23 protein-coding genes are annotated in these 23,042 nt (G+C 73.6%); 4 read left to right on the top strand and 19 right to left on the bottom strand.

The annotated features are described in order from the left end of the window. Positions 1-2: 2 nt before the first annotated feature. The 3 genes from KUM42_RS19285 to KUM42_RS19275 all read right to left on the bottom strand — a co-directional run bounded on the left by KUM42_RS19285 (position 3) and on the right by KUM42_RS19275 (position 2,186). Positions 3-293, bottom strand: a complete 291-nt coding sequence (locus tag KUM42_RS19285) for a hypothetical protein (RefSeq protein ID WP_237494128.1) — start codon at positions 291-293, stop codon at positions 3-5. After that, positions 293-718, bottom strand: coding sequence for a DUF948 domain-containing protein (locus KUM42_RS19280; protein WP_237494127.1), 426 nt, complete (start codon positions 716-718; stop codon positions 293-295). The genes KUM42_RS19285 and KUM42_RS19280 overlap by 1 nt, the downstream gene beginning before the upstream one ends. A 106-nt stretch (positions 719-824) precedes the next feature. Beyond that, on the bottom strand, positions 825-2,186 hold the full coding sequence (locus tag KUM42_RS19275) for a replication-associated recombination protein A (protein WP_237494126.1): 1,362 nt from the start codon (positions 2,184-2,186) through the stop codon (positions 825-827). Between the two features lie 64 nt (positions 2,187-2,250). Here KUM42_RS19275 and KUM42_RS19270 point away from each other — a divergent pair, with 64 nt between their 5' ends. Both KUM42_RS19270 and KUM42_RS19265 read left to right on the top strand, forming a co-directional pair. Next, positions 2,251-3,126, top strand: coding sequence for an aldo/keto reductase (locus tag KUM42_RS19270; RefSeq protein ID WP_237494125.1), 876 nt, complete (start codon positions 2,251-2,253; stop codon positions 3,124-3,126). 470 nt (positions 3,127-3,596) lie between these two features. Beyond that, positions 3,597-4,160, top strand: coding sequence for a DUF559 domain-containing protein (locus tag KUM42_RS19265; protein ID WP_237494124.1), 564 nt, complete (start codon positions 3,597-3,599; stop codon positions 4,158-4,160). A gap of 86 nt (positions 4,161-4,246) precedes the next feature. Here KUM42_RS19265 and aspS read toward each other — a convergent pair whose 3' ends face one another. The 4 genes from aspS to KUM42_RS19245 are packed head-to-tail and all read right to left on the bottom strand — an operon-like array spanning position 4,247 to position 9,026. Beyond that, positions 4,247-5,995, bottom strand: coding sequence for an aspartate--tRNA ligase (gene aspS, locus KUM42_RS19260; RefSeq protein ID WP_237494123.1), 1,749 nt, complete (start codon positions 5,993-5,995; stop codon positions 4,247-4,249). 25 nt (positions 5,996-6,020) lie between these two features. After that, a complete protein-coding gene (locus KUM42_RS19255) occupies positions 6,021-7,046 on the bottom strand; it encodes an aldo/keto reductase (RefSeq protein ID WP_237494122.1) in 1,026 nt (341 codons plus the stop codon). After that, complete coding sequence (gene hisS, locus KUM42_RS19250) at positions 7,043-8,305, bottom strand: histidine--tRNA ligase (protein ID WP_237494121.1); 1,263 nt, start codon at positions 8,303-8,305, stop codon at positions 7,043-7,045. The genes KUM42_RS19255 and hisS overlap by 4 nt, the downstream gene beginning before the upstream one ends. 37 nt (positions 8,306-8,342) lie before the next feature. Next, positions 8,343-9,026, bottom strand: a complete 684-nt coding sequence (locus KUM42_RS19245) for an MBL fold metallo-hydrolase (RefSeq protein ID WP_237494120.1) — start codon at positions 9,024-9,026, stop codon at positions 8,343-8,345. A gap of 149 nt (positions 9,027-9,175) precedes the next feature. Here KUM42_RS19245 and KUM42_RS19240 point away from each other — a divergent pair, with 149 nt between their 5' ends. Both KUM42_RS19240 and KUM42_RS19235 read left to right on the top strand, forming a co-directional pair. After that, a complete protein-coding gene (locus KUM42_RS19240) occupies positions 9,176-10,003 on the top strand; it encodes a peptidylprolyl isomerase (protein ID WP_237494119.1) in 828 nt (275 codons plus the stop codon). Positions 10,004-10,075: 72 nt separating this feature from the next. Beyond that, positions 10,076-10,717 carry a methyltransferase domain-containing protein gene (locus KUM42_RS19235; protein WP_237494118.1) on the top strand — a complete coding sequence of 214 codons (642 nt, stop codon included), beginning with the start codon at positions 10,076-10,078 and terminating at the stop codon, positions 10,715-10,717. A gap of 186 nt (positions 10,718-10,903) precedes the next feature. Here the strand turns inward: KUM42_RS19235 and KUM42_RS19230 are convergent, their stop codons facing one another. The 12 genes from KUM42_RS19230 to KUM42_RS19175 form a co-directional block, all read right to left on the bottom strand. Further along, the gene (locus tag KUM42_RS19230; protein ID WP_304610718.1) at positions 10,904-13,303 is read right to left on the bottom strand and encodes a bifunctional (p)ppGpp synthetase/guanosine-3',5'-bis(diphosphate) 3'-pyrophosphohydrolase; all 2,400 of its coding nucleotides are present in this window, start codon (positions 13,301-13,303) and stop codon (positions 10,904-10,906) included. 92 nt (positions 13,304-13,395) lie between these two features. Beyond that, on the bottom strand, positions 13,396-13,959 hold the full coding sequence (locus KUM42_RS19225) for an adenine phosphoribosyltransferase (protein WP_304610774.1): 564 nt from the start codon (positions 13,957-13,959) through the stop codon (positions 13,396-13,398). Between the two features lie 14 nt (positions 13,960-13,973). Then, positions 13,974-15,434, bottom strand: coding sequence for a protein translocase subunit SecF (gene secF, locus KUM42_RS19220; protein WP_237494116.1), 1,461 nt, complete (start codon positions 15,432-15,434; stop codon positions 13,974-13,976). Then, a complete protein-coding gene (secD, locus tag KUM42_RS19215) occupies positions 15,431-17,143 on the bottom strand; it encodes a protein translocase subunit SecD (protein ID WP_237494115.1) in 1,713 nt (570 codons plus the stop codon). Before secD ends, secF begins: the two co-directional genes overlap by 4 nt. Positions 17,144-17,156: 13 nt before the next feature. Next, on the bottom strand, positions 17,157-17,495 hold the full coding sequence (gene yajC, locus KUM42_RS19210; protein WP_237494114.1) for a preprotein translocase subunit YajC: 339 nt from the start codon (positions 17,493-17,495) through the stop codon (positions 17,157-17,159). A gap of 145 nt (positions 17,496-17,640) precedes the next feature. Further along, positions 17,641-18,777: a Holliday junction branch migration DNA helicase RuvB gene (ruvB, locus tag KUM42_RS19205; protein WP_237494113.1), complete on the bottom strand. Its 1,137-nt coding sequence runs from the start codon at positions 18,775-18,777 to the stop codon at positions 17,641-17,643. Then, positions 18,774-19,403, bottom strand: a complete 630-nt coding sequence (gene ruvA / locus KUM42_RS19200; protein WP_237494112.1) for a Holliday junction branch migration protein RuvA — start codon at positions 19,401-19,403, stop codon at positions 18,774-18,776. The genes ruvB and ruvA overlap by 4 nt, the downstream gene beginning before the upstream one ends. Continuing rightward, on the bottom strand, positions 19,400-19,996 hold the full coding sequence (gene ruvC, locus KUM42_RS19195) for a crossover junction endodeoxyribonuclease RuvC (protein ID WP_237494111.1): 597 nt from the start codon (positions 19,994-19,996) through the stop codon (positions 19,400-19,402). Before ruvC ends, ruvA begins: the two co-directional genes overlap by 4 nt. 128 nt (positions 19,997-20,124) lie before the next feature. Next, positions 20,125-20,877, bottom strand: a complete 753-nt coding sequence (locus KUM42_RS19190) for a YebC/PmpR family DNA-binding transcriptional regulator (RefSeq protein WP_237494110.1) — start codon at positions 20,875-20,877, stop codon at positions 20,125-20,127. Further along, the gene (gene pdxT / locus KUM42_RS19185; RefSeq protein ID WP_237494109.1) at positions 20,874-21,536 is read right to left on the bottom strand and encodes a pyridoxal 5'-phosphate synthase glutaminase subunit PdxT; all 663 of its coding nucleotides are present in this window, start codon (positions 21,534-21,536) and stop codon (positions 20,874-20,876) included. The genes KUM42_RS19190 and pdxT overlap by 4 nt, the downstream gene beginning before the upstream one ends. Continuing rightward, a complete protein-coding gene (gene pdxS / locus KUM42_RS19180) occupies positions 21,533-22,444 on the bottom strand; it encodes a pyridoxal 5'-phosphate synthase lyase subunit PdxS (protein ID WP_255557521.1) in 912 nt (303 codons plus the stop codon). The genes pdxT and pdxS overlap by 4 nt, the downstream gene beginning before the upstream one ends. Before the next feature lie 52 nt (positions 22,445-22,496). Beyond that, entirely contained in the window at positions 22,497-23,021 is a 525-nt protein-coding gene (locus tag KUM42_RS19175) for a hypothetical protein (protein WP_237494108.1), read from the bottom strand. Between the last annotated feature and the right edge of the window lie 21 nt (positions 23,022-23,042).

Raw genomic sequence — 23,042 nt, 5'->3', positions numbered from 1 at the left:
GCTCAGCTGTCCGCGGCGTGCGCGCCGCGGCGGGGCAGCGCGTCGGGCAGCGCGCCGCGGTCGGGCAGCGGGGCGTCCAGGCCGGTGCCCGAGCGCAGCTCGTCCTCCCGCATCGCGGCAGCGGCCCGGACATCGGCGCCGAAGTCGCCGATCGCGTCGGCCAGCTCACGCAGGCCCTCAGCCAGCGAGGCGCCGATGCCGGCCGGGGTCAGCTTCTCCGCCGTCCGGGACAGCTTGCGGACGACGAGGGCGCCGATGGTGATGCCCATGGCGAGCCAGAACAGCCGGCGCATCAGGCGGCCCGCCGCGACTCACGACGGGCGCGGCGCTCGTCCTTGGCCGACCGCTGGGCGGTGGCCAGGGCGGCACCCTCGCGCTTCTTCTTCGCCGCGGTGCGCACGCCGTAGCTGAAGGCGGCGACCTTGATCAGCGGGCTGCCCAGGGTGGCGGCGAAGACCGACGTCAGCGCGGCCACGTTGGAGGACACGTTGGCGGCGTTGCCGGTGATGTCGTCCACGCGCTCGAGGTTGGCGTTGACGTGGGTGACCGTCGTCGACGCCTGGCTGAGGATGGGCTGGCTCTGCTCCCGGACCTGGCGGATGGTCAGCGTGGTCTCGTCCAGCGTGCGCCCGAGCTTGAGCAGCGGCACCGCCACCAGGACGACCAGCAGCACCAGGGCGATGGCTGCGATCAGCCCAGCGATCTCTCCTGCGGACACTCGAGGGTCCCCTTCGTCGTCTCGTGCACGGCCCCGGCGGGTGTCCACCGGTCGCGCAACACTAGCCGCCGACGTCCCGGCCGACCGCCGCTGCTGGGGACGGCGGTCAGCGGCGGCGGACGATCGCCCGCAGCTTGGCCAGCCGGGCGCCGATCTGGGCCTCCACGCCCCGGCCGGTGGGCCGGTAGTAGTCGCGCCCCACCAGGGCGTCCGGCGGGTACTGCTGGGGCACCACACCGTCGGGGTGGGAGTGCGGGTAGACGTAGGTCGCCCCGTGGCCCAGCTTCTTCGCCCCGGCGTAGTGGGCGTCGCGCAGCCCGGCCGGCACGGGCCCGGCGAGCCCGGCGCGGACGTCGGCGACGGACTCGCCGATGCCCACGGTGATCGCGTTGGACTTCGGCGCGGTGGCCAGGTGGACGACGGCCTGGGCGAGCGGGAAGTGGCCCTCGGGCATGCCGATGAAGGCGACCGCGTCGGCGGCGGCCACCGCGGTGACCAGGGCCGTGGGGTCGGCCATGCCGATGTCCTCGCTCGCCGAGATGACCAGCCGGCGGGCGATGAAGCGCGGGTCCTCCCCCGCCTCGACCATCCGGGCGAGGTAGTGCAGGGCGGCGTCGACGTCGCTGCCGCGGATGCTCTTGATCAGCGCGCTGGCGATGTCGTAGTGCTGGTCACCGGAGCGGTCGTAGCGCACCGCGGCCTGGGCGACCGCGGTCTCCAGGGTGGCCAGGTCCAGCACCGTGCTGCCGCTGGCCCGGGCCGCGCCGGCACCGGACTCCAGCGCGGTCAGCGCCTTGCGGGCATCGCCCCCGGCCACCCGGAGCAGGTGCTCCTCGGCCTCCTCGGTCAGGGTCACCGCACCGTCCAGGCCGCGGTCGCTGGTCAGCGCCCGGTGCAGCACGGCCCGGACGTCGTCGTCGGAGAGCGGCTGCAGGGCGAGCACCAGGCTGCGGGACAGCAGCGGGCTGACCACGGAGAAGAACGGGTTCTCCGTCGTCGCGGCGATCAGGCTGACGATCCGGTCCTCGACGGCGGAGAGCAGCGAGTCCTGCTGGGTCTTGGAGAACCGGTGGACCTCGTCGATGAACAGCACCGTGCGCCGGCCGGCGTGGGTCAGCTCGCGCTTGGCGGTGGCGATGACCGCGCGGACCTCCTTGACCCCGGCGTCCAGCGCCGAGAGCTGCACGAAGGAGCGCTTGGTGGCCAGCGAGATGACGTGCGCCAGCGTGGTCTTGCCGGTGCCGGGCGGGCCGTAGAGCACCAGCGACATCGGCTCGTCGGCCTCCACCAGCCGGCGCAGCGGGGCACGCGGACCGAGCAGGTGGGTCTGGCCGACCACCTCGTCCAGCGACCGGGGCCGCATCCGGACCGCCAGCGGGGCACCCCAGTCGACCGGTGCGGCGGCGGGGTCGTCCTCGGCGTCGGCGAAGAGCCCTTCGCCGAACAGCCCGGCGTCCCCTGCGGTCACGGTTGCGAAGCTACCCGCGGGGCACGACGGTCTCGACCACTCCGCGATCGGGAAGGCCCTCCCCATGCAGCAGCGCACGATCGGCAACGCCACCGTCGGCACCGTCTCCCTCGGCGCGGTCGGCCTCGGCGGCATGCCGCTGTCGATCTCCGGCGACCGCCCCTCCCCCACCGACGCCGAGGCCGTGGTGCACGCCGCCCTCGACGCCGGGGTGACCCTGATCGACACCGCGGACGCCTACGCCCTCGACGAGCGGGACTTCGGCCACAACGAGGAGCTCATCGCCCGGGCGCTGGCCTCCTACGGCTCGTCCACCGACGACGTCCTCGTGGCCACCAAGGGCGGGCACACCCGGCGTGGCAGCGACTGGGCCATCGACGGGTCGCCGGCCTACCTGCGCCGCGCCTGTGAGGCCTCGCTGGAGCGGCTCGGGGTCGAGCAGATCGGGCTCTACCAGTACCACCGCCCGGACCCCACCGTGCCGTGGGAGGACACGATGGGCGCACTGCGCGAGCTGGTGGACGCCGGGCTGGTGCGGATGGCCGGCATCTCCAACGCCGACATCGGCCAGATCGACTCCGCCCGGGCGATCGTGGGTGACGCGCTGGTGAGCGTGCAGAACCAGTTCTCGCCGGGGTGGCGGTCCTCGGCCGACGAGCTCGCGCACTGCGCCGCGGTCGGGCTGGCGTTCCTGCCGTGGAGCCCGTTCGGCGGCATCACCGCGGCCAAGACGCTGGGCTCGACCGCCGCCGAGTTCGGTGCCGTCGCCGACGAGCTGGGCGTCTCGGCGCACCAGGTGACCATCGCCTGGCACCTCGCCCAGGCCGACGTCGTCCTGCCCATCCCCGGCGCCAGCCGCCCCACGTCCATCCAGGACAGCGCTCAGGGAGCCGACATGCAGCTGTCGGCCGAGCACCTCGCCCGCCTGAACGCCGCCTGACCTCCCCGCCCGCCGAGTGGGCAGTTGCGGTCGCCGACACGCGCCGACACGCTCGTTACAGTGACTGCAACCGCCCACTCGGCCCGTGGCATGCACAGCGGGAACGCTCATCCACAGATCGAGGGCTGCGGTTCCGCTGCAGGTCAGCAGCGAGCGATCGTCGGCGGATGGTCGACGGGAGACTCACGCCCAGTTACACGGTCCACGCTGCGCGGGCAGCGGGACTCACGCGGGCACAGCTCCGGGACGACGGCGTGCGGGTCAGCCGGGGCGCGTACGTCTCCCGCGCCGTGCCGCTCTCACTCGACGCCGCCGCACGCTCACTCGCCCCGCTGCTCCCAGCGGGTGCCGCGTTCAGCCACGGCACGGCCGCCGCGCTGCTGGGGGCCCCACTCCCCCACGGCTGGCCGGTGCACGTGACCGTGCCACCGGACAGTCACCGCCCGCGGCGACAGCGGCTGCGCGGCCACGTGAGCGAGCTTGGACCCGGTGACGTGGTCGACCGGGGCGGGCTGCGGCTGACCAGCGGCCCGCGGACCTGGCTCGATCTGGCGGCCACGCTGCCCGAGGACGAGCTGGTCGCCGTCGGTGACGCCCTGTACCGGGCCGGCCACCTGGACGCCGAGCAGCTGGACGCCCAGCTCGCCGCCTCCTCGCCGCGTGGGATCGTGCGTGCCCGCCGGTGCGCACCGGCACTGGACCCACGAGCGGCGTCCCGGCCGGAGAGCCTCCTCCGCTGGTGGGTCATCGACAGCCCGATCCCCGATCCGGAGCCGCAGGTGCCCGTGCTCGACCGCCGGGGGCGCGAGGTGGCTCACGGCGACCTGGGGTACCGCCGCTGGAAGGTGCTGGTCGAGTACGAGGGCCGGCAGCACGCCGAGCGGGAGCAGTTCGGCCGGGACGTCGACCGGTACTCGCTGATGGCCGCGGACGGTTGGCTGGTGCTGCGCTTCGCCGATCGGCACCTGCGGCAGCGCGCCGTCGTCCTCGACCGCCTGGCCGGAGCGCTGTGGAGCCGGGGCGCCCGGTGGTGAGACGCCGAGTGGGCAGTTGCTGCAGCCGACACGGTCGGACACGCCGCGGACGGCGACAGCAACTGCCCACTCGGGCGACGCAGGGCTCAGACGGCGGGGTCGGACTCCGGCTCGGCCTCGGCGACGAAGTCGATGCCGGCCTCGGTGCGCTGGGCCTCCGAGATCGGCGTCGGGGCACCCGTGAGCGGGTCGTAGCCGGCACCGGTCTTCGGGAAGGCGATGACCTCGCGGATGGAGTCGACGCCGGCCAGCAGCGCGGTGAGCCGGTCCCAGCCGATGGCGGCACCGGCGTGCGGCGGCGGGCCGTAGTCGAAGGCCTCGAGGAAGAAGCCGAAGCGCTCGCGGGCCTCCTCCGTCGACATCCCGATCGCCTCGAACACCCGCTCCTGCAGCGTCGCGTCGGCGATGCGGACCGAACCGCTCATCAGCTCGTTGCCGTTGCAGACCAGGTCGTAGGCGTCGGACAGCGCCGCGCCCTTGTCGGCCTCGAACGAGTCGCGGAACTCCGGCGTGGGCGAGGTGAACGGGTGGTGCATGAACGTCCAGTCGCCGTCCTCGGTCTCCTCGAACATCGGGAAGTCGACGACGAACAGGAACGACCAGGAGCCCGGCTCGATGAGCTCGAGTCGCTTGGCCACCTCGTTGCGCGCGGCGCCCAGCAGCTCCTGCGCGCCGCGGCGGGCACCGGCGGCGAAGAAGACGCAGTCACCGGGCTTCGCGCCCACGGCCTCGACCAGCCCGGCGCGCTCGGCCTCGGAGATGTTCTTCGAGACCGGGCCACCGAGGGTGCCGTCCTCGGCGATGGTGACGTAGGCCAAGCCCTTGGCGCCGCGCGAACGGGCCCAGTCCTGCCAGGCGTCGAAGGCCCGCCGCGGCTGCGTGCCGCCGCCGGGCATCACGATCGCGCCGACGTAGGGCGCCTGGAACACCCGGAACGGGGTGTCGGCGAAGTAGGACGTCAGCTCGGTGAGCTCGATGCCGAAGCGCAGGTCGGGCTTGTCGGAGCCGAAGCGGTCCATCGCCTCGCGGTAGGTCATCCGCGGGATGGCGGGCAGCTCGTAGGAGGCCAGCTGGGCCCACAGCGCACGGATGACGTCCTCGGCGACGGCCAGGACGTCGTCCCGGTCGACGAAGCTCATCTCGAAGTCCAGCTGGGTGAACTCCGGCTGCCGGTCGGCGCGGAAGTCCTCGTCCCGGAAGGCGCGGGCGATCTGGTAGTACCGCTCCAGGCCACCGATCATCAGCAGCTGCTTGAACAACTGCGGCGACTGCGGCAGGGCGTACCAGTGCCCCGGCTGCAGCCGCACCGGGACGACGAAGTCGCGGGCGCCCTCGGGGGTGGAGCGGGTCAGCGACGGGGTCTCGACCTCGACGAAGCCCTTCTCGGCCATGACGGTGCGGGCGATCCGGTTGATCTCGCTGCGCAGCCGCAGCACCGACGCCGGGCCCTGACGGCGCAGGTCCAGGTAGCGGTACTTGTAGCGGACGTCGTCACCGGCGGCCTGCGCGGTCTCGATCGGGAAGGGCAGCGGCGCCGAGGCCGACAGCACCTCCAGGGTCGAGGCGACGACCTCGATCTCACCGGTGGGCAGCTCGGGGTTCTCGTTGCCGGCCGGGCGGGCCTGCACCTGACCCGTCACCAGCACGCAGTACTCGTTGCGCAGCGCGTGCGCCTCCTCCTCGCGGACGACGACCTGGGCGTAGCCCGAGGCATCGCGGAGGTCGAGGAAGACGACCCCGCCGTGGTCGCGCCGGCGGGCGACCCAGCCGGCGAGGGTGACCGTGGTGCCGGCGTCGGTCGCGCGGAGTGCGCCGGCGTCGTGGGTGCGGAGCAAGGGAGTGCCTTTCAGAGAGGGGGTGTCACCAGCGGTCGTGCACGGAGGCGCGGATGCGCTCGTCGTACACGCGCTCGAGGTCGGCGAGCTGGCTGTCGGTCAGCGAGGGCAGGTTGGCCGCGGCCACGTTGCCCAGTGCCTGCTTCACGTTGCGGGCACCGGGGATGACGGCGGTGACGCCGGGCTGGTCGATGACCCAGCGCAGCGCGAACGCGGCGGTCTCGACGTCCGGGCCGGCGATCTCGGCGACCTCACGGGCGGCGGCGACGCCGACGTCGAAGGGCACACCGGAGAAGGTCTCGCCGACGTCGAAGGCCTCGCCGTTGCGGTTGTAGTTCCGGTGGTCGTCGGCACCGAAGGTGGTGTCGACGGTGTACTTGCCGGTGAGCAGGCCACTGGCCAGCGGCACCCGGGCGAGGATGCCGACCTCGGCGCGCGCGGCGGCGGGCAGCAGCTGCTCCAGCGGCTTGCGCCGGAAGATGTTCAGGATGACCTGGATCGACTGCACGCCGGGGTGCTGCAGCGCGGTGAGCCCCTCCTCGACGGTCTCCACGGAGACGCCGTAGGCCGCGATCGCCTGCTCGGCGACCAGCGCGTCGAGGGCGTCGTAGACCCGCTCGTCGGAGTACACGGCCGGCGGCGGGCAGTGCAGCTGCACCAGGTCCAGCGTCTCGACGCCCAGGTTGCGGCGCGAGCGGTCGATCCAGGCGCGCAGGTTCTCGGCCGTGTACTGCTCGGCGGTGAACGGGTCGGCGCGGCGGCCGGCCTTGGTGGCCACGAAGGGGCGCTCGCCGCGGGCGGCCAGCGACTGGCGGATCCGCTCCTCGCTCCTGCCGTCGCCGTAGACGTCGGCGGTGTCGAGCAGGGTGACCCCGGCGTCGAGGGCGGCGTCCAGCACGGCGGCGGCGTCCTCGCTGGACACGTCGCCCCAGTCGCCGCCCAGCTGCCAGGTGCCCAGGCCGACGACGGAGACGTCGGCGCCGGTGCGGCCGAGCGGCCGGGTCTCCAGCGGGGTGTTCGAGGACTCGGCGATGCCGTCGGTGACTGTCACGCCTCCACCGTCGCACGCACGCGGTCGAACAGCTCACCCAGGGGGACGGCGACCTGCTCGTGGGTGCGCAGGTCGCGCAGCTGGGCCACGCCCTCGGCCAGGTCCCGGTCACCGACGACCACCGCGTGCGTGGCACCGGAGCGGTCGGCCGCCTTCATCGCGCCCTTGAGGCCGCGGTCGCCGTAGACGGTGTCGGCGGAGACCCCGGCCGCGCGCAGCTGCCCGACCAGCCGGACGGCGAAGCGCTTGGCCTCCGCACCCAGCGGCACGACGAACGCCTGCACGCCGGAGGAGGCGACGACGTCGAGCCCCTCGGCCTGGATGGCGAGCAGGGTGCGGTCGACGCCGACGGCGTAGCCGATGCCGGACAGGTCCGGGCCGCCGAGGGCTGCGGACAGCCCGTCGTAGCGCCCGCCGCCGCCGATCGCGGACTGCGCGCCGAGGCCGTCGTGGACGAACTCGAACGTCGTCTTCGTGTAGTAGTCCAGCCCGCGCACCAGCCGCGGCGCCTCGGTCCAGGTGACCCCGAGGTCGGTGAGGTGCTGCCGCACCGCGTCGTAGTGCGCCTTCGTGGAGTCCGAGAGGTGGTCGACCATCAGCGGGGCGTCGGTGAGCTGGGCCTGCACCTCGGGGCGCTTGTCGTCCAGCACCCGCAGCGGGTTGAGCTCGGCCCGCCGCCGGGTCTCCTCGTCCAGGTCGAGCTTCTCGAGGAAGGCCACCAGCAGGTCGCGGTACTGCGGCCGGCAGGTCTCGTCGCCCAGCGAGGTGAGCAGCAGCTCGAAGCCCGTGAGGCCCAGGTCGCGGTAGCCCTGCGCGGCCAGCGCCACCATCTCGGCGTCCAGCGCCGGGTCGTCGACGCCGAGCGCCTCGACGTCGACCTGGGTGAAGTGCCGGTAGCGGCCGGCCTGCGGGCGCTCGTAGCGGAAGACCGACCCGACGCTCCACAGCTTCACCGGCAGCGCCCCGGAGTACATCCGGTGCTCGATGAACGCGCGCATCAGCCCGGCGGTGAGCTCCGGGCGCAGGGTGAGCGAGCGGCCACCGCGGTCGGTGAACGTGTACATCTCCTTGGAGACGACGTCGGTCGACTCCCCCACACCGCGGGCGAAGACGGTGGTGTCCTCGAACGTCGGGGTCTCGATGTAGCCGTAGCCGGCCCGCCTCAGCGGGGCGACGAGGGTGTCGCGGACGGCGAGGAACTCCGCCGAGGCCGGCGGCAGGGTGTCGAACGTGCCCTTGGGCGCGCTGAACGTGCTCACTGTGTGGTCTCTCGCTTCGCTCGGGGGCGCGGCCCGGTCACAGGCCCCGGCCCCTCGGGGCCCCGGCGGCTTCCGCCAGGTACGGGTTGGTGGCGCGCTCGCGCCCGATCGTGGTGGCCGGCCCGTGCCCGGGGAGGACGACGGTCTCGTCCTCCAGCGGCAGGACCACGTCGCGCAGCGAGCCGAGCATGTCGCTCCAGGAGCCGCCGGGCAGGTCGACCCGGCCCACGGAGCCCGCGAACAGCACGTCGCCGGCCAGCAGCCCCGGGGTCTCGCCGAGGTCCAGGGAGAAGACCACCGAGCCCCGGGTGTGCCCGGGGGCGTGCCGCACGGTGAGCTCGACGCCGGCCAGGGACAGCACTGCGCCGTCCTCGAGCGGGAGGACGTCCTCGGGGTCGGGCAGGGCGAGCCCGCGCATCAGCGGTGCCAGCTGCGGGCCGTGCCAGGCGGCCGGGTCGGCGAGCATCCCCGAGTCGGCGGGGTGCAGGTAGGCGGGGATGTCGTAGCCGGAGCAGACGGGCAGCACGGAGAAGGTGTGGTCCAGGTGCCCGTGGGTGAGCACGACGGCGACCGGCTTCAGCCCGTCGGCGGCCAGCACCTCCTGCAGCGGCCCGACCGCGTCCATCCCCGGGTCGACCACGACGCACTCGGTCCCGACACCGGGGGCGATGGCGTAGCAGTTGGTGCCGAACGCGCCGGCGGGGAAGGAGCGGATGAGCACCCGTGCAGGTTACGCGGGCGCGATCCGTGCAGGTGGCGCTGCCAGGGAGCGGACAGGCGGCCCACCTACACTGCCCACTCGACACCGCTGGGCGGCGCCGTGGTCGCGGCCGCCCGACCGAGAGCGCCAGCCCGAGGAGCCCGACACACGTGCCGACGAACAAGCAGCGCCGCGAGGCCGCCCAGCGACGACTGCAGCGCCAGCTCGAGCGGCGGGCGCAGATCGCCCGCAAGCGTCACCGCAACCTGCTCATCGGGTTGTCGGTGATCGCGGTCCTCGCCGTCGTCGGCGCGATCTTCGCCATCACCAGCGTCGCCGGGGGCGACGACGACGTGACCGCCGCACCGGCGAGCACCTCGGCCGCCCCGTCGTCGGAGCCCGCGGCCACGAGCGCCGCCGCGCCGAGCACCAACGCCGACGGCACCGTCGCCTGCACCTACACGCCCGACGACTCGGGCACCGCCGCCGGCACCCCGCCGGCGAACGTCCCGGGCACCGGCACCGCGACGCTCACCATGGCCACCAGCGCCGGTGACATCGGGCTGTCGCTGGACCAGGCGAAGGCCCCGTGCGCCTCGGCGAGCTTCGTGCACCTGGCCTCGACCGGTTTCTTCAACGGCACCCCCTGCCACCGGGAGACCTCCTCGGAGGGCCTGAAGGTGCTGCAGTGCGGCGACCCGACCGGTCAGGGCACCGGCGGCCCCGGCTACTCCTACCCGACCCAGGTCACCGGCGACGAGACCTACGGCCGCGGCACGCTGGCCATGGCCAACGCCGGTGCGGGCACCGACGGCAGCCAGTTCTTCCTGGTCTACGCCGACAGCCAGCTGCCGCCGAACTACACGGTGGTCGGCACGATCGACGAGGCCGGGCTGGGCGTGCTCGACCAGATCGCGGCCAAGGGCATCGAGGGCGGCGCCACCGACGGTGCCCCGGCCGAGCCCGTCTCGATCACCACGATGACCGTCCAGCAGTAGCGCGACCCGTCCAGGGCCCGGTCTCCACACGGAGGCCGGGCCCTGCTGCGTCCGCGGCCGCACACTGGGGTCATGGACGCCGACCCGTACGCGGGCTTCCCCCCGGGCTTCTTCGACCGCACCGATGACTCCCCCGACGCCCGGTTCTACGACCGCCCCCGGCTGGTCACCCACATCGACGACGCGGCCATCGCCGCGGTCGGTGCGCTGTACGCCGACCTCGGCATCGACGGGTCCGCGCCCCGGCCCACCCGCGCGCTGGACCTGATGTCGTCGTGGGTGTCGCACTTCCGCACCCCGCCGGCCGAGCTGGTCGTGCTCGGGATGAACGCCGAGGAGCTCGACGCCAACCCGGCGGCCACCCAGCGGCTGGTCCACGACCTGAACGCCGACCCGACGGTCCCGCTGCCCGACGCCGACGTCGACGCCGCCGTGTGCTGTGTGTCGATCGACTACCTGACCCGCCCCATCGAGGTGCTCGCCGACGTGGGCCGCGTGCTGCGCCCCGGCGGGGTCCTGGCGATCACCTTCTCCAACCGCTGCTTCCCCACCAAGGCGGTCCGCGGCTGGCTGGCCACCGACGACGACCAGCACGGCGCCGTCATCTCCGAACTCGTCCGCCGCACCGGCGCCTTCACCGAGCCGACCGTCGAACTCCGCACCGAACCAGGCATCGGTGATCCGCTCTGGTCGGTGGTCGCCACCCGCCCCTGACGCCGCCACGGCGCGCAGCGCCGTCCTTCCGAGCGGGGGCCCGGAGGGTCCCCCGAGGGAGGACCCGTCCCCCTCCCGACGACGGGAGGGGGCGAGGCACGAGCCCCCTCCCCGAGGAGGGAACAGCACCGCTCAACGCAGCAGGGGCACGGCTCCTGGCCGCGGTGCGATCCGGAAGATCGCCGTCTACGCAGTGACGCGCTCCACGTCGAAGACGCCGTCGACGTTGCGGACCGTCTGCAGCACCGCACCCAGGTGCGCGGGGTCGGCCAGCTCGAAGGTGAAACGGCTGATCGCCACCCGGTCCCGGCTGGTCTGCACCGACGCGGACAGGATGTTGACCCGCTCGTCGGCGAGGGCCTTGGTGACGTCGGAGAGCAGCCGGTGCCGGTCGAGGGCCTCGACCTGGATGGCGACGAGGAAGACCGACCCCGGCGAGGACGCCCAGTCGACCTCGACGAGCCGCTCCGGGGAGCGCTGCAGGTCCGCGGCGTTGGTGCAGTCGGTGCGGTGCACGCTCACGCCGCCCCCGCGGGTGACGAACCCCAGGATCGCGTCGCCGGGCACCGGGGTGCAGCACTTGGCGAGCTTGGCCCACACGTCGTGCATGCCGTGGACGACGACGCCCGGGTCGCCGCTGGAGGTGCGGGCGACCGTGCGCTTGGTCGGGATCGCGGTCTCGGCGATGTCCTCGGTGGCGCCCTCGGTGCCGCCCAGGGCGGTGAGCAGCTTCTCCACCAGCGAGTGCGCCGAGACCTGGTTCTCCCCCACCGCGGCGTACAGCGCGCTGATGTCGGGGTAGTGCAGGTCGGCGGCCAGGGTGGCCAGCGACTCCCCGCCCATCAGCCGCTGCAGCGGCAGGCCGGCCTTGCGCATCGCCTTGGTGAGCGCGTCCTTGCCCGCCTCGACGGCGTCCTCGCGGCGCTCCTTGGTGAACCACTGGCGGATCTTGGTGCGCGCGCGGGAGCTGCCGACGAACTCCAGCCAGTCCCGGGACGGGGCGGCCGTGGGCGAGCGGGAGGTGAAGACCTCCACGACGTCGCCGTTGGACAGCGTGCTGTCCAGGGAGACCAGGTTGCCGTTGACCCGGGCACCGATGCACCGGTGCCCGACCTCGGTGTGCACCGCGTAGGCGAAGTCGACCGGGGTGGACTCCCCCGGCAGGCTGATCACGTCGCCCTTGGGCGTGAAGACGAAGACCTCCTGCGGACCGAGGTCGTAGCGCAGGGTCTCCAGGAACTCACCGGGCTCCTGGGCCTCGCGCTGCCAGTCCAGCAGCTGGCGCAGCCACAGCATGTCGTCGCCGGCGGACCCGGGGGTCGGCACGGGCTCGGTCTTGCCGCCGCGCGCGGTCTCCTTGTACTTCCAGTGCGCCGCGATGCCGTAGTCGGCGATGCGGTGCATCTCGAAGGTGCGGATCTGCAGCTCGACCGGCTTGCCCTGCGGGCCGATCACCGTGGTGTGCAGCGACTGGTACATGTTGAACTTCGGCATCGCCACGAAGTCCTTGAAGCGGCCGGGTACCGGCTGCCAGTGGGCGTGCATGATGCCGAGTGCCGCGTACACGTCGCGCACCGACTCGACCAGGATCCGGATGCCGACCAGGTCCCAGATGTCGGTGAAGTCGCGGCCGCGCACGATCATCTTCTGGTAGATCGAGTAGTAGTGCTTGGGCCGGCCGGTGACGGTCGCCTCGATCTTGGCGGCCTTGAGCTGCTCGGTGACGGCGGAGGTCACCTCGGACAGGTAGGTGTCCCGGGACGGCGCCCGCTCGGCGACCAGCCGCACGATCTCGTCGTAGCGCTTGGGGTACAGCGTCGCGAACGCGAGGTCCTCGAGCTCCCACTTGATCGTGTTCATGCCCAGCCGGTGGGCCAGCGGCGCGAGGATCTCCAGCGTCTCGCGGGCCTTCTTCTCCTGCTTCTCCGGCGGGAGGAAGCGCAGCGTGCGCATGTTGTGCAGCCGGTCGGCGAGCTTGATGACCAGCACCCGGGGGTCGCGGGACATCGCGACGATCATCTTGCGGATCGTCTCCGCCTGCGCGCCGTCGCCGAACTTGACCTTGTCGATCTTCGTGACGCCGTCGACGAGGTGGGCGACCTCGGGGCCGAAGTCGGCGGTGATCGACTCCAGCGTGGTCCCGGTGTCCTCGACGGTGTCGTGCAGCAGCGCCGCGACCAGCGTCGTGGTGTCCATGCCCAGCCCGGCCAGCACGGTGGCCACCGCGAGCGGGTGGGTGATGTAGGGGTCACCGCTCTTGCGCTTCTGCTCGGCGTGCGCCTCCTCGGCGACGTCGTAGGCGCGCTGCAGCAGGGCCAGGTCGGCCTTGGGGTGGCTGGCGCGGTGCAGGGCGGCGAGCGGCTCGAGCACCGGGCGGATGCCGGTGGAGCGCTGACCGGCGACGATCCGGCGGGCCAGCCGGTCACGGACGCGGCGGCGCGGGACGGTCTCGTTCTCCCCGCCCGGCTCCGGTGCGACGTCGTCGGGACGGCGGACGGCGGGCCGCTCGGGCAGCGTCACCCGGGGCGCGGCCGCCGGCGCGGGGGGCGCGTCCGACGTCTGCGGGACGACGACGTCTGAGGCCACGGGTGCTCCTGCACTGTTGAGGAGGATCGTTCCCACCATGCTAGCCGCGCCCGGCGGGCCCCTGCCGGGCGCTCACCCCACGGGGGTGCCGGTCACGTCCGCCAGAGCGCGTGGACCGGGTGCGGGGCGACCCGCTGCCGGCCGCCGAGGGCCGCCAGCTCGACGACCACCGCCACCGACGTGACCACACCGCCGAGCCGCTCGACGAGGGCGACCGCCGCCTGCAGCGTGCCGCCGCTGGCCAGCACGTCGTCGACGACCATCACCCGCTGGCCGGGCCGGATCGAGTCGGTGTGCAGCTGCAGCGTGGCGGTGCCGTACTCCAGGTCGTAGTCGGCGGAGACGACCTCGCGGGGCAGCTTGCCGGCCTTGCGCACCGGGACGACGCCGGTGCCGGCGTCCAGCGCCACGGCGGCGGCCAGCAGGAAACCGCGGGCCTCCACGCCGGCGACGACGTCGAACCCGGGACCGCCGCCGGCACCGCTGAGCGCGGCGACCCGGGGATCGACGTCGGCGGGCCGGGTCAGCGCGTCGACGACCCGGCGGAAGGCCCCGGCGTCGGCGAACACCGGGGTCAGGTCACGGAAGACCACCCCGGGCTCGGGGAAGTCCGGGACGTCGACCGACAGCGCCGCGATGAGCTCGTCGACCGGCATCTCGTCCAGCGACGTCACCGGCGCTTCTTGCCCGTCGGGCGGGTGGTGGGACGCTGCCCCGGCCGCGGGGGCGTCGTCCCGCCGCGGGCGGCGCCGCTGTCGCGCTGGACCGACGCCGGGGACTCGATGACCACGTCGGCCTCCGGGCGCTCGGGCAGGGAGTCCGGGCGCTCGGCGACGGCGACGCCGGACCGCCGGACCGCCGTCGCGCCGCCACCACGCCGGGCGCTTGCGACCGGGCCGGCCGGGCGGGCACCACCGGTGCGCGCCTCGGCGGCGCGCCGGGCGAGCACCCGCTTGTGCAGCGCGACGTTCTCCGGCTTGCGCTCCTCGATCTCGGCCAGCACCGGGGTGGCCAGGAAGATCGAGCTGTAGGTGCCGGCCGCCAGGCCGATGAAGAGCACCAGCGCGAGGTCCTTGAGCGTGCCGGCGCCCAGGAGGCCGGCGCCGACGAACAGCAGCCCGGCCACCGGCAGCAGCGCGATGACCGAGGTGTTGATCGAGCGCATCAGCGTCTGGTTGACGGCCAGGTCGGCCGCCTCGCCGTAGGTGGAGCGCGCGCTCTTGGTGAGGTCCTTGGTGTTCTCGTCGACCTTGTCGAAGACCACGACGGTGTCGTAGAGGGAGAACCCGAGGATGGTCAGCAGGCCGATGACCGTGGAGGGGGTGACCTCGAAGCCGATCAGCGCGTAGACCCCGGCGGTGACCACGATGTCGTGGACCAGCGCCACGATCGCGGCGACGGCCATCGAGGGCCGGAAGCGGATCGCCAGGAAGGCCACGACGGCGACGAGGAAGACGACCAGCGCGAGCAGCGCCTTGTTGGTGACGTCACCGCCCCAGTCGGCGCTCACCGCCTGCGGGCTGACCTCGGTCTCCGCGACGCCGGCGGCCTGGGCCACGGCGGTGACCACGGCCTCCTCGGCGGCGGGGTCGAGGGCCTCGGTGCGCAGCAGCACGGAGTTGCCGCCGACGACCTGGGCGCTGGAGACCTGCGCCCCGGCGTCCTCGGCGGCCTGCCGGATGTCGCTGAGCTGCTCGCTGGAGGCCGGCACCCGCAGGCTGTTGCCACCGGCGAACTCGATGCCGAAGTTGAAGCCGCGCACGACCATCAGCAGGACGCACAGCAGGACGACGACCCCGGTCACCTTGAACCACAGCCGGCGCTTGCCGATGACGTCCAGCCCGGCCTCGCCGTTGTAGAGCCGGTGGGCCAGGGACGCGCGCGAGGGCGCCCGGCGGGTGGGCTCCCCCTCGACGGGCAGCCCCGCGTCGGCCAGCGCCTGGTCGCCGGTGCTGTCGTCGGCGGCCTCCTCGCGCACCTCGGCCTCGTCGACGACCTCGTCGGCCTCGGTGCCGACGGGGACGGCGGTCTCCTCGGCCGTGACGTCCTGAGCAGCGGTGTCCGGTGCGGTCCGGTCACCGGCGCCGTGGGCGGTGGACCCGGTCGAGCCGGGCTCGCGGGGGGTGGTCATCGCTTGCTCCCGTTCGTGCTGCTGCCGGTGCCGGCGCCGACCAGCTGGCGGTCACCCCGGGTCGGTGACCCCGGACGACGGCTGTGATCGACCTGTCCCAGGCCGGAGAAGCGGTTGGTGCCGAAGCTCTTGACCCGGCTGAGCACCGCCATGAGCGGGTGGGTGAAGAGGAAGACGACGACGAGGTCGAGCACCGTGGACATGCCCAGGGTGAAGGCGAAGCCCTTGACGTCGCCGATGGCCAGCCAGTACAGGATGGCCGCGGCCAGGAAGCTGACCGCGTCGGCGGAGAGGATCGTGCGCCGTGCCCGCACCCACGCGCGGGGGGTGGCGCTGCGCAGGCTGCGCCCCTCCCGGATCTCGTCCTTGAGCCGCTCGAAGTACACGACGAAGGAGTCGGCGGTGATGCCGATGGACACGATGAACCCGGCGATGCCGGCCAGGCTCAGCGCGAAGCCGATCTGCCGGCCCAGCAGCACCAGGCAGGCGTAGACCACCACCGCCGACAGGATCAGGCTGGCGATCATCACCAGGCCGAGCAGCCGGTAGTAGAGCAGGGCGTAGACGAAGACCAGCGCGACGCCGATGGCACCGGCGATCAGGCCCGCCTTCAGCTGCTCGCTGCCCAGCTCGGTGGAGATCGACTGCGCGGTCGCCTGGCTGAAGGTCAGCGGCAGGGCGCCGTACTTGAGCTGGTTGGCCAGCTCCGTGGCCGACTGCTGGTTGAAGCTGCCCGAGATCTGGGTCGTGCCGCCGTTGATCGCGGAGTTGATCCGCGGTGCGGAGACGACCCGGCCGTCGAGGGTGATCGCCACGTTGTTGCCGACGTTGGCCGCGGTGTAGACCGCCCACGCGGTCTGGCCGCCACCGGTGAAGTCCAGGTTGACGATCCACTCGCCGGTGGCCTGCTCGGTGCCCGCGGTCGCGTCGGCGACGTCGGTGCCCTCGATGACGGACTGGCCGAGCAGGTACTTCGTCGTGCCGTCGTCGGAGCAGGCGGCGATGAAGTCGTCGGGCCGGTCGACCTCGGTGGTGGTGGTGTCGCAGGTCAGCGTCGCGTACTCGGCCTGCGCCTGCTCCTGGGTGACGGCCGGGGCGTTCGGGTCCGGGACGGCGGGGTCGCTGACGGCGGCGGTACCGGTCGCTGCGGCGTCCGTGGGGGCTGCCGACTGGCTGGGGGCCGCCGAGTCCGTCGGCGCAGCAGAGTCAGTGGGCGCAGCCGAGTCGGTCGGCGCAGCAGAGTCCGTCGGGGCGGCGGAGTCCGTCGGCGCAGCGGAGTCGGTGGGTGCGGCCGAGTCGGTGGGCGCGGCCGAGGGGTCGGCGGCCGGCGTCGCCGCCTCGGGGCCGGCCACGACCGGGCGGAAGCGCAGCTGTGCGGTGGCGCCGAGCTCGCGGGCGCGCTCGCCGTTGTCGCCGGGCACCGAGATGACGATGTTGCTGCTGCCCTCGGTGACGACCTCGGCCTCGGCGACGCCGAGGCCGTTGACCCGCTGCTCGATGATCTGGCGGGCCAGCTCCAGGTCCTCGCGGGCCGGTGCCTGGCCGTTGGGCGTGCGGGCGGTGAGCGTGACCGTCGTCCCGCCCTGGAGGTCCAGGCCGAGCTGCGGGGTGCGCCGGTCACCGGTGAGGAAGATCAGCGCGTAGAGGCCGACGACGATGAGGGCGAAGACGGCGAAGTAGCGCCGGGCGGGAGCCTGTCGGGTTGCCATGGGGGTCGCCGGCTCAGTGGGTGCGGTCGGTCGGGTCGCCGTCGCCGTCGACGAAGCCGGTGGCCTTCGTGCTGCCCCCGGTGGTCTCGGCGTCGAGGGGCTTGCGCACCTCGAGCACGGCCGGGCGGGCGACGGTGATGACGACGCCCGGGGCGACCTCGAGGTCGACGGTGCCCTCACCGAGGGCGGCGACGGTGCCGTGGATGCCGCTGGTGAGCATCACCGGGGTGCCCGGGGTGAGCGCGGCCTGCATCGCCGCGGCGTTGGCCTGCATCTTCTTGCGCTGCCGGGCGGGCAGCACGATGAGCAGGCCGAACAGCAGGACGAGCACGAGCAACGGCAGTAGTTCCACGACTGGTGAGCCTCTCTACCGCAGCAGGTCGCGCGGTGGGTGCGACCCGCGATCGGGCCGCTCGGGTACATCGGCGCCGGCGCACGTCCTCGGGCTCCACCGGGGCGGACCCCGGTGCGAGCCGGTCGCGCCAGCGCGGTGGAGTCTAGGCGTCGAAGAGCGTGGCAGCGGAAGACCCGTCCGAGGGAGCGTCACCTGTGCCCCCGCTGAGCGGCACCCCGCCGCGCGGGACGGCGTGCCCCAGGTGGCGGAACGCGGCCTCGGTGGCCACCCGCCCGCGAGGGGTGCGGGCGAGCAGCCCGGCACGGACCAGGAACGGCTCGCACACCTCCTCGACGGTGTGCGGCTCCTCCCCCACGGCGACCGCCAGCGTCGAGACGCCGACCGGCCCGCCGCCGAACTTGGTCACCAGGGCGTCGAGCACCGACCGGTCCAGCCGGTCCAGGCCCAGGTCGTCGACGTCGTAGAGGGTCAGCGCGGCCCGGGCCACCTCCAGGGTGACCCGGCCGTCGGCCTTGACCTCGGCGAAGTCGCGCACCCGGCGCAGCAGCCGGTTGGCGATGCGGGGCGTGCCGCGGGACCGGCCGGCGATCTCGGCCGAGCCGTCGGCGGTCAGCTCGACGCCCAGCAGGCCGGCGCTGCGCGCGAGCACCTTCTGCAGGTCGGCGGTCTCGTAGAACTCCATCTGCCCGACGAAGCCGAACCGGTCGCGCAGCGGGCCGGTGAGCAGCCCGGCGCGGGTGGTGGCACCGACGAGGGTGAACGGGTTGATCTCCAGCGGGATCGCCGTGGCACCGGGGCCCTTGCCCACCACGACGTCGACGCGGAAGTCCTCCATCGCCATGTACAGCAGCTCTTCGGCCGGCCGGGCGATCCGGTGGATCTCGTCGATGAACAGGACGTCACCGGGGGCCAGGTTCGACAGCATCGCGGCGAGGTCGCCGGAGCGCTCGATCGCCGGGCCGCTGGTGATCTTCACGCCGGTGCCCAGCTCGGAGCCGATGATCAGCGCCAGGCTGGTCTTGCCCAGCCCGGGCGGGCCGGACAGCAGCACGTGGTCCGGCGGCCGGCCGCGGCGCTTGGCGCCCTCGAGCACCAGGTCCAGCTGGCGGGCGACCTTCGGCTGGCCGATGAAGTCGGCCAGCGAGTTCGGCCGCAGCGCGGACTCGACGACCCGCTCCTCGTCACCGGCCCGGGGGTCGACGGCGTCGTCCCAGTCGGGTGCGGTGTAGCGGCCGGTGCCCGCGTCGGCGGCGGACAGCCCGCGGTCGAAGGCGCTCATGAGCGGCCCAGCATCCGCAGGGCCTGCCGCAGCAGCACGGCGACCTCGACACCGCCGGTCTCGGCGATCTGCGCGTCGGCGACCGGGACCAGCTCGAGGACGGCGATGTCGGCCTCCCGGGTGCTCCAGCCCAGCCCGACCAGCGCCTGGCCCAGCTGGTCGCGCCACGGGGAGACCGGGGCGATGCCGGGCAGCGCGGGACCGTCGAGGGAGGTGTCGGACGTGGTGACACCGAGGCGGTCGCGCAGCTCCAGCACCAGGCGCTCGGCGCCCTTCTTGCCGATGCCCGGCACCTGCATCAGCGCCTTGAGGTCGCCCATCGACACCGCACGGCGCACCTCGCGCGGCGGGTGGATGGCCAGCACCGCCTGAGCGACCCGCGGGCCGACGCCGTTGGCGGTCTGCAGCAGCTCGAACAGCTGGCGCTCGTCGTCGTCGGCGAAGCCGTAGAGGGTCAGGGAGTCCTCGCGGACCACCAGCGAGGTGGCCAGCCGGGCCTGCTCCCCCACCTGCAGCCGGGCGATGGTGCCCGGGGTGCACTGCACCGCCAGGCCGATGCCCCCGACCTCGACCACCGCGCCGTCGGGCGAGACCGCGGCCACCCGGCCGCTCACCGAGGCGATCACCGGCTGATCCCCTGCCAGCGCGGCAGCGTCCGGGACGCCGGCACGGGTGCGCCGATGCCGCCGGCCAGCGCGGCGACCCGCAGCCGGGCCTGCGCCGGGGCGCGCCACACGTGGCAGACGGCCAGCGCGAGCGCGTCGGCGGCGTCGGCGGGCTTGGGTGCCTCGGTGAGCCCGAGCACGCGGGTGACCATCATCGTCACCTGGTCCTTGTCGGCGCGGCCGTTGCCGGAGATGGCGGCCTTGACCTCGCTCGGGGTGTGCCAGGCGACCGGCAGGTCGGCCTGGGCCGCGGCCAGGGCGGCGACGCCGGCGGCCTGGGCGGTGCCGGTCGCCGTCCCCTTGTTGTTCTGGGTGAAGACGCGCTCGATGGCGACGGCCTCGGGGCGGTGCTCCCGCAGCAGGGCGGTCACGGCGGTGTGCACCTCCAGCAGTCGCAGTTCCAGGTCCAGGTCGGGGTGGGTGCGCACGACGCCGACCCCGATCGCCGTGGGCCGGGCGCCGGGACGCCCCTCGACCACACCCCATCCGCACCGGGTCAGTCCCGGGTCGATGCCGAGCACCCGCATGAGACCTCCACCGATCAGCGCGAACACGTGTTCGAACCAACGCTAACCGGCGTCCCTGACGGAACGAGCCCCGACACGCGGACGACGTGCTGGAACGGCCCCCTTGCAGCGCCCCGCCGCGAGCTCGCTCGTGGCGGGGGCAAGGGGGTCCTTCGTCAGGCGTCGATCTTCTCCATGACCTCGTCGGAGACGTCGTAGTTGGCGTACACGTTCTGCACGTCGTCGAGGTCCTCGAGGGCGTCGATGAGCTTGAAGACCTTCGCGGCGCCGTCCTCGTCGAGCTCGACCTGGACGCTGGGGACGAAGCCCATGTCCGCGGAGTCGTACTCGATGCCGGCCTCCTGCAGGGCGGTGCGCACGGCGACCATGTCGCCGGGCTCGCTGACCACCTCGAAGGTGTCGCCGAGGTCGCGGACCTCCTCGGCCCCGGCGTCCAGGACGGCCATCAGCACGTCGTCCTCGGTGTGGCCGGCGGCCGGTGCGACGACGACGCCCTTGCGGGAGAAGAGGTAGGACACCGAGCCCGGGTCGGCCATGGTGCCGCCGTTGCGGGTCATCGCGGTGCGCACCTCCATCGCCGACCGGTTCTTGTTGTCGGTGAGGCACTCGATGAGCACCGCGACCCCGGCCGCGGCGTAGCCCTCGTAGGTGATGCTCTGGTAGTCGACGCCGCCGGCCTCGGCACCGGACCCGCGCTTGACCGCGCGGTCGATGTTGTCGTTGGGGACCGAGCTCTTCTTCGCCTTCTGGACGGCGTCGTAGAGCGTCGGGTTGCCCGACAGGTCACCGCCGCCGGTGCGGGCCGCGACCTCGATGTTCTTGATCAGCTTGGCGAAGAGCTTGCCCCGCTTGGCGTCGATCCCGGCCTTCTTGTGCTTGGTCGTCGCCCACTTGGAATGGCCGCTCACGACACTCTCCCCTCACTGTCGGCGCCAGCAGTGGCGCCGTCGGAACCCTGGCGGGCGCGGACTGCCCGCACCAGCTCCACGAACACCGCGTGCACCCGGGGGTCGCCGGTGAGCTCGGGGTGGAAGCTGGTGGCCACCAGGGACCCCTGGCGGACGGCGACGATCTTACCGTCGGCCGGCCCGCCCACGACCCGGCCGAGCACCTCGACCCCGGGACCGACCTCCTCCACCCACGGCGCGCGGATGAACACCGCGTGCACCGGGCCGCCGGCGACCCCGGCGATCTCGACCTCGGTCTCGAAGGAGTCGACCTGCCGGCCGAAGGCGTTGCGCCGCACGGTGACGTCGAGACCGCCGATGGTCTGCTGGCCGGGCGGGGCGTCGAGCACCGTGTCGGCCAGCATGATCATCCCCGCGCACGACCCGTAGGTGGGCAGCCCGGCCGCGACGGCGTCGCGCAGCGGCTGCAGGAGGCCGAACCGCTGGGCGAGGTTGGCCATGGTGGTGGACTCACCACCCGGGACCACGAGCCCGTCGACGGCGGCGAGCTCCTCGGGGCGGCGGACGGTGACCGCCGCCGCCCCGAGGCCGCGGAGCACGGCCAGGTGCTCCCGGACGTCGCCCTGCAGCGCGAGCACCCCGATGGTGGGCGCGCTCACCAGCCGCGGGTCGCGTAGCGCTCGGTCTCCGGGAGGGTGCTGACGTTGATGCCGACCATGGCCTCGCCGAGCCCGCGGGAGACCTTGGCGATGACGTCGGCGTCATCGTGGAAGGTGGTCGCCTGCACGATCGCGGCCGCCCGCTGCGCCGGGTCGCCGGCCTTGAAGATGCCCGAGCCGACGAACACGCCCTCGGCGCCGAGCTGCATCATCATCGCGGCGTCGGCCGGGGTGGCGATCCCACCGGCGGTGAAGAGGACGACGGGCAGCTTGCCGGTGCGGGCGACCTCGACGACCAGGTCGTGCGGCGCGCGCAGCTCCTTGGCCGCCACGAACAGCTCGGTGTCGTCGAGGGTGCCCAGCCGCTTGATGCCGGCGCGCAGCGCCCGCATGTGCCGGGTGGCCTCGACGACGTTGCCGGTGCCGGCCTCGCCCTTGGAGCGGATCATCGCCGCGCCCTCGGAGATGCGCCGCAGCGCCTCGCCCAGGTCGGTCGCGCCGCAGACGAAGGGCACGGTGAAGTCGGTCTTGACGATGTGGTGCGCCTCGTCGGCGGGGGTGAGCACCTCGGACTCGTCGATGTAGTCGACACCGAGGGCCTGGAGCACCTGCGCCTCGACGAAGTGCCCGATCCGCGCCTTGGCCATCACCGGGATGGAGACCGCGTCGATGATGCCCTGGACCATGTCGGGGTCGCTCATCCGCGCGATGCCGCCCTGGGCGCGGATGTCGGCGGGCACCCGCTCCAGTGCCATCACCGCGACGGCGCCGGCGTCCTCGGCGATCCTGGCCTGCTCGGGGGTGACGACGTCCATGATGACGCCGCCCTTGAGCTGCTCGGCCATGCCGCGCTTGACCCGCACGGTGCCGGTGGAGGTGTCGCTGGACGCGCTCTGCTGCTGGGTCACGGGGTGCTGCCTCGCTGCTCGTGGTTGGGGAACGCCCCAGCCTACGACCGGCTCAGCCGCCGGCGGCCGGGCCACCGGAGAGGACGGCGTCCTGCCCGTCGTCGATGTCGAAGTAACGGGGCAACGGACGACGGGCGTGCAGGCGCAGCAGCCGGGTCAGCCGGCGGCGGCGCAGCGCGCGGGTGTCGCGGACCGCGTCGTTGTAGAACCGCCGGGCCAGCCCGACCCGCACGGCCGCCTCGTCGAGCTCGGGCACCAGCGCCGGCTGCGGCACCTGTGCCAGCAGCCGCCCCAGCTGGTTCTCCGCGGCCTCGCGGTCGCCGGCCGCCGGGGCGCGGGAGGCCGCCGCCGCGGCGGCCAGCCCGGCGGCGAGCGGTGACCCGAGGACGTCGGCGTGCTCCCGGGCCAGTGCCGCGGCCAGCTCGGCCCGGCGGAGCAGTGCGGCGTCCAGCACCTCACGGGCCCGGCGCACGCGGCCACCGAGCCGGCGCAGCCGGGTCAGCGTCCAGGTGCTCCACAGCACCAGCAGGACGACCAGCACTGCCGCAGCGAGCAGCAGCCAGGCACCGGTGGTCATCACCGACCAGGCTAGCCAGGC

The organism is Modestobacter sp. L9-4, assembly GCF_019112525.1.
Lineage (GTDB): Bacteria > Actinomycetota > Actinomycetes > Mycobacteriales > Geodermatophilaceae > Modestobacter.
This window is presented reverse-complemented; position numbering and strand designations above follow the sequence as displayed.

Coding starts and splice junctions, on each gene's coding strand:
- ruvB (WP_237494113.1), bottom strand. CDS start 18,777: ATGAGCGCCTTCGACCGCGGGCTGTCCGCCGCCGACGCGGGCACCGGC.
- KUM42_RS19225 (WP_304610774.1), bottom strand. CDS start 13,959: ATGCCGGTCGACGAGCTCATCGCGGCGCTGTCGGTCGACGTCCCGGAC.
- secD (WP_237494115.1), bottom strand. CDS start 17,143: ATGGCAACCCGACAGGCTCCCGCCCGGCGCTACTTCGCCGTCTTCGCC.
- KUM42_RS19270 (WP_237494125.1), top strand. CDS start 2,251: ATGCAGCAGCGCACGATCGGCAACGCCACCGTCGGCACCGTCTCCCTC.
- KUM42_RS19235 (WP_237494118.1), top strand. CDS start 10,076: ATGGACGCCGACCCGTACGCGGGCTTCCCCCCGGGCTTCTTCGACCGC.
- KUM42_RS19285 (WP_237494128.1), bottom strand. CDS start 293: ATGCGCCGGCTGTTCTGGCTCGCCATGGGCATCACCATCGGCGCCCTC.
- secF (WP_237494116.1), bottom strand. CDS start 15,434: ATGACCACCCCCCGCGAGCCCGGCTCGACCGGGTCCACCGCCCACGGC.
- KUM42_RS19175 (WP_237494108.1), bottom strand. CDS start 23,021: ATGACCACCGGTGCCTGGCTGCTGCTCGCTGCGGCAGTGCTGGTCGTC.